We start from the raw sequence: 326 nt of genomic DNA on the forward strand, positions 1-326 counted from the left end.
CTATCATCCAGTCTATAATCAATAATGCTTAAGGTAGGCATCTATAGAACAGGAGTTGCGAAAACAGGAAAGCATTGTAAATCTAACCTACCAAAATAGCAAGCGCTGCCTACTTAAAAGAGGCTTACTCAGGATTTTGAGTCAATGGACGCGGCGTTTGCGGTGCTGAAACTGGCGCATCTAGACGAAACTGATCTTCTGCTTGCTTACGCGCATGAACAGCAAGCGTCATACTAGTAATAAAAAATATGACCGTTAGTACTGCCGTAGCACGCGTCAAAAAGTTAGCAGTACCTGCTGCGCCAAATACTGTACCTGATGAACCG

General features: G+C 43.9%; 1 protein-coding gene. It reads right to left on the reverse strand.

Features of this window, described 5'->3' with window-relative positions; genetic code table 11:
* Positions 1-124 precede the first annotated feature (124 nt).
* A partial coding sequence (gene secG / locus SB725_RS30525) for a preprotein translocase subunit SecG (protein WP_410923080.1) occupies positions 125-326 on the reverse strand: 202 nt, incomplete at its 5' end.

It is taken from the genome of Pseudomonas sp. SIMBA_041, assembly GCF_046535095.1.
GTDB classification, from domain to species: Bacteria; Pseudomonadota; Gammaproteobacteria; order Pseudomonadales; family Pseudomonadaceae; genus Aquipseudomonas; species Aquipseudomonas mucoides.